Below are 2,748 nucleotides of genomic sequence, written 5' to 3'. Positions count from 1 at the left end.
TGAATTCATTTTTTGATACTTACGAAACCCGTAGGCTATTATAAGGCGGAAGATAATTGCCGTTTTCGAGTCGAACGCATCGATGGATCAAGGTTGTTATATCTCAGCTATATATGGCATAAGTTCTCGAGGATTCCACTGAGCAATTCAGATAGCAGCAAATTAATACTGGCACTCTCGTTTTGGGATGTTCTAAGAACGTCTTCCTTTGACCTTCCCCTTGGTATTCGCTAAGCGTAGACCAAGGGTCTAAGAGGCTACGATAGTTTGAAAACAGGATTATAAAATAATTATGCCACTAGGCGACTTTAATATTTCGTATATTATTAGCGAAGTATTTCGAACTTTTTGTATCGGGATTTATAACAAATAATAATTTGAAAAATACACGATACCAGCAGCCAATTGGGTGCGGAATAGTTGTACGTATTCAAAGTTTCACCAAAAGAATAAATGTTTAGACACAAAGGGAAAAGGCAGGACGTATGCTCACAACGTCAGATTAGCATCCGTATTGTCGGGAGTAGCGGGCATCGTAAATATAACGAGTGTGCTAAAATTAAGTACCCTAGCAACCAACGTTACAGGGCATTTTGCTTTTTTCTCGGAAGAACTTATTTCGGGAAATTACGGAAGTGCATTTCCTTATTTATTCTTTATTTTATCCTTTTTGGTCGGTGTGTTGACGTCAAGCGTGACTATTGAATGGGTGTCTTTAAATAGACCGCGATCGTCCTATGTTGTACCTATAGTTATTGAAACCCTCATTCTGTTAGTCGTAAGCATGTCCGTACCAGATGCATGTTCTGTCTGCTCTATTCTACTATGCTCGGGCCTACTTTTCGCAATGGGTTTACAAAATGCAATGGTCACGCGAATATATAAATCAACGATAAGAACCATACTTTTAACGGGCTTGTTCACAGATTGGGTAATAGAATTATCGGTCGCATATTATTTCGATACTTCCGTTTAAAGAGAAAGTTTAGAATTTGGCGGTGGGTATATCCATATCGTTTTTGTATTTTGAAATTTTACTTTTTATTATTTTCTGGTAGCTAAGGTAGAAGTTTTAAATAATCAGTACCCCTGACTACCGGTAAATCAAGTGAGGTTTTTGAACGAATGAAAGTTAATCACGCGCCACCTCGCCCTACTAAAAACCGCATTTGTCCTTGAAACGACGTTTCCACTCTTCACGTAATCGATCTCGATCATCTGGAGAAATGTCTTCTATTTCTTCCTGATTTGTGTTGCAGCGGGATCGAAAACCGCCTGGTTTCCCGGGTTTTCCACCAAAAAGTAGCTTAGCTAGGACAAATAATCCAAATGCTTGCCAATAAGTAATTTCCTTAAGCCCAAATATATCGGGCAATAGCCAGTTCCATAGGCACTGTACTACAGCGACAACTAACAGAACCATCGTGATTACCGCTAAAACAATTAGCGCAATCTTTCCTTTGCTCTTTCTTCTCATATTTCTATTCATCGCTTATCGTATTAATGTTTCAACTCCTCATAAAGTGCGCGCATTCGAAGACGCAGGTGCTTAACAGCATATCCTTTACGACTGATAACCGTTTTTATACTTACGCCATCTTCCTGGGCAATCTCTTTGAGTGTCATATCTTCTATTTCGTTACGAATAAAGACCGTCCGTTGGTTTTCTGGTAGCTCAGATAGGGCTTTCATCAATTCATCCCAAAATACATCTTTAAAGATCTTAAGTTCGGGATTATTACTATCATCCGCAACAAGCAAGTGTTCCAATGAAAAATCCTCTTCATCCTTTGATGAGGTAAGCTCGTCGAGCGAATCGTTTTTCTTTTTTCGATAGTTATCCGTAATCTTATTTCTGGTAACTGAATATAGCCATGCCCCCGTATTTTCTAACCCATCAATATCGCTGATCCGTGAAAACTGATACCAAACTTCTTGTAGAATATCTTCTGCATCCACAGCTTTGCTAACCCTCGCTTTCACAAAGTGCATCAATTGACTACCGTAAGTTTTTACAACAGCCGCAAAAGATTTAGCATTTTTCTCTGCCATGTTTTCTGGGTAGACACTATCCATATTAGAATAGACGAATACATCTGGTTTTTACTTTAATCCCACCAATGTTTTTTTAATTCAACGTTTGCTTCGTTTTTTCATTATCTAAAATCTATTGCGAAATACCGATAGTCAATCAAGATTAAACAAAATTTCGGTCTGAAAAAACTGGGAGAAGAATATTTAAGAATTTTGTATCAATTCAATTTAGTCAATTTTGTTGACTTATATTTTTGCTGGTAGTTATTCGAGTAACGCAAAAGCAGTCCAAAGTAGCGGCGCTTGACCGTGCAGATCACCGGTGAGACGCCTACGATCCAAATAATATTGCTTATCATCCTTTTTGTTTGTTCCTTCGCAAACGTCACTAACATCTCCACGACGATTAATTCTTTTAACCAACGCTAACCATGCTTTTCGAACTGCGGGACCGAATTTTTTCTCCTCTAACCAATTATTCTTAACGCCTAAAGTCATAGCATAACAGAACATTGCAGTCCCGGAGCTCTCTTCCCATGAATCTGCGTCATCAATTACTTGCCTCCACATTCCAGTTGCGTCCTGAAAACCGAGTAATGTTTCCATCATTTTCCGATATGCGATTAATATTTCTGGGCGATCCGGATTGTCCTTAGGTAAAGATCTTAAAAGTTCAGCCATCCCTGCTGCGTACCAGCCGTTCCCACGACACCA

At 39.0% G+C, this 2,748-nt stretch carries 4 protein-coding genes; 1 reads left to right on the top strand and 3 read right to left on the bottom strand.

Translation table 11 applies throughout. The annotated features are described in order from the left end of the window. Positions 1 to 409: 409 nt before the first annotated feature. Positions 410 to 976 (top strand): YoaK family protein, encoded by a 567-nt coding sequence (locus tag HP439_RS18580; protein WP_216657904.1) that lies wholly within the window; start codon positions 410 to 412, stop codon positions 974 to 976. A gap of 180 nt (positions 977 to 1,156) precedes the next feature. Here HP439_RS18580 and HP439_RS18575 read toward each other — a convergent pair whose 3' ends face one another. The 3 genes from HP439_RS18575 to HP439_RS18565 all read right to left on the bottom strand — a co-directional run. Continuing rightward, positions 1,157 to 1,489, bottom strand: coding sequence for a hypothetical protein (locus HP439_RS18575; protein WP_172391823.1), 333 nt, complete (start codon positions 1,487 to 1,489; stop codon positions 1,157 to 1,159). An 11-nt stretch (positions 1,490 to 1,500) separates the two neighbouring features. Then, positions 1,501 to 2,052 (bottom strand): RNA polymerase sigma factor, encoded by a 552-nt coding sequence (locus tag HP439_RS18570; protein ID WP_246229417.1) that lies wholly within the window; start codon positions 2,050 to 2,052, stop codon positions 1,501 to 1,503. A gap of 246 nt (positions 2,053 to 2,298) precedes the next feature. Then, the coding region (locus HP439_RS18565; protein WP_172391821.1) for a glycoside hydrolase family 88 protein at positions 2,299 to 2,748 on the bottom strand (450 nt) is incomplete at its 5' end.

This window comes from Sphingobacterium shayense, assembly GCF_013179575.1.
Taxonomy (GTDB): domain Bacteria; phylum Bacteroidota; class Bacteroidia; order Sphingobacteriales; family Sphingobacteriaceae; genus Sphingobacterium; species Sphingobacterium shayense.
Note: the sequence above shows the minus strand (reverse complement) of the source record. Positions and strands in the feature narration are given on the sequence as shown.

What these genes read in the sequence shown, in the direction of transcription:
- HP439_RS18575 (WP_172391823.1), bottom strand. Translation starts at nt 1,489, where the DNA reads ATGAATAGAAATATGAGAAGAAAGAGCAAAGGAAAGATTGCGCTAATT.
- HP439_RS18570 (WP_246229417.1), bottom strand. Translation starts at nt 2,052, where the DNA reads ATGGCAGAGAAAAATGCTAAATCTTTTGCGGCTGTTGTAAAAACTTAC.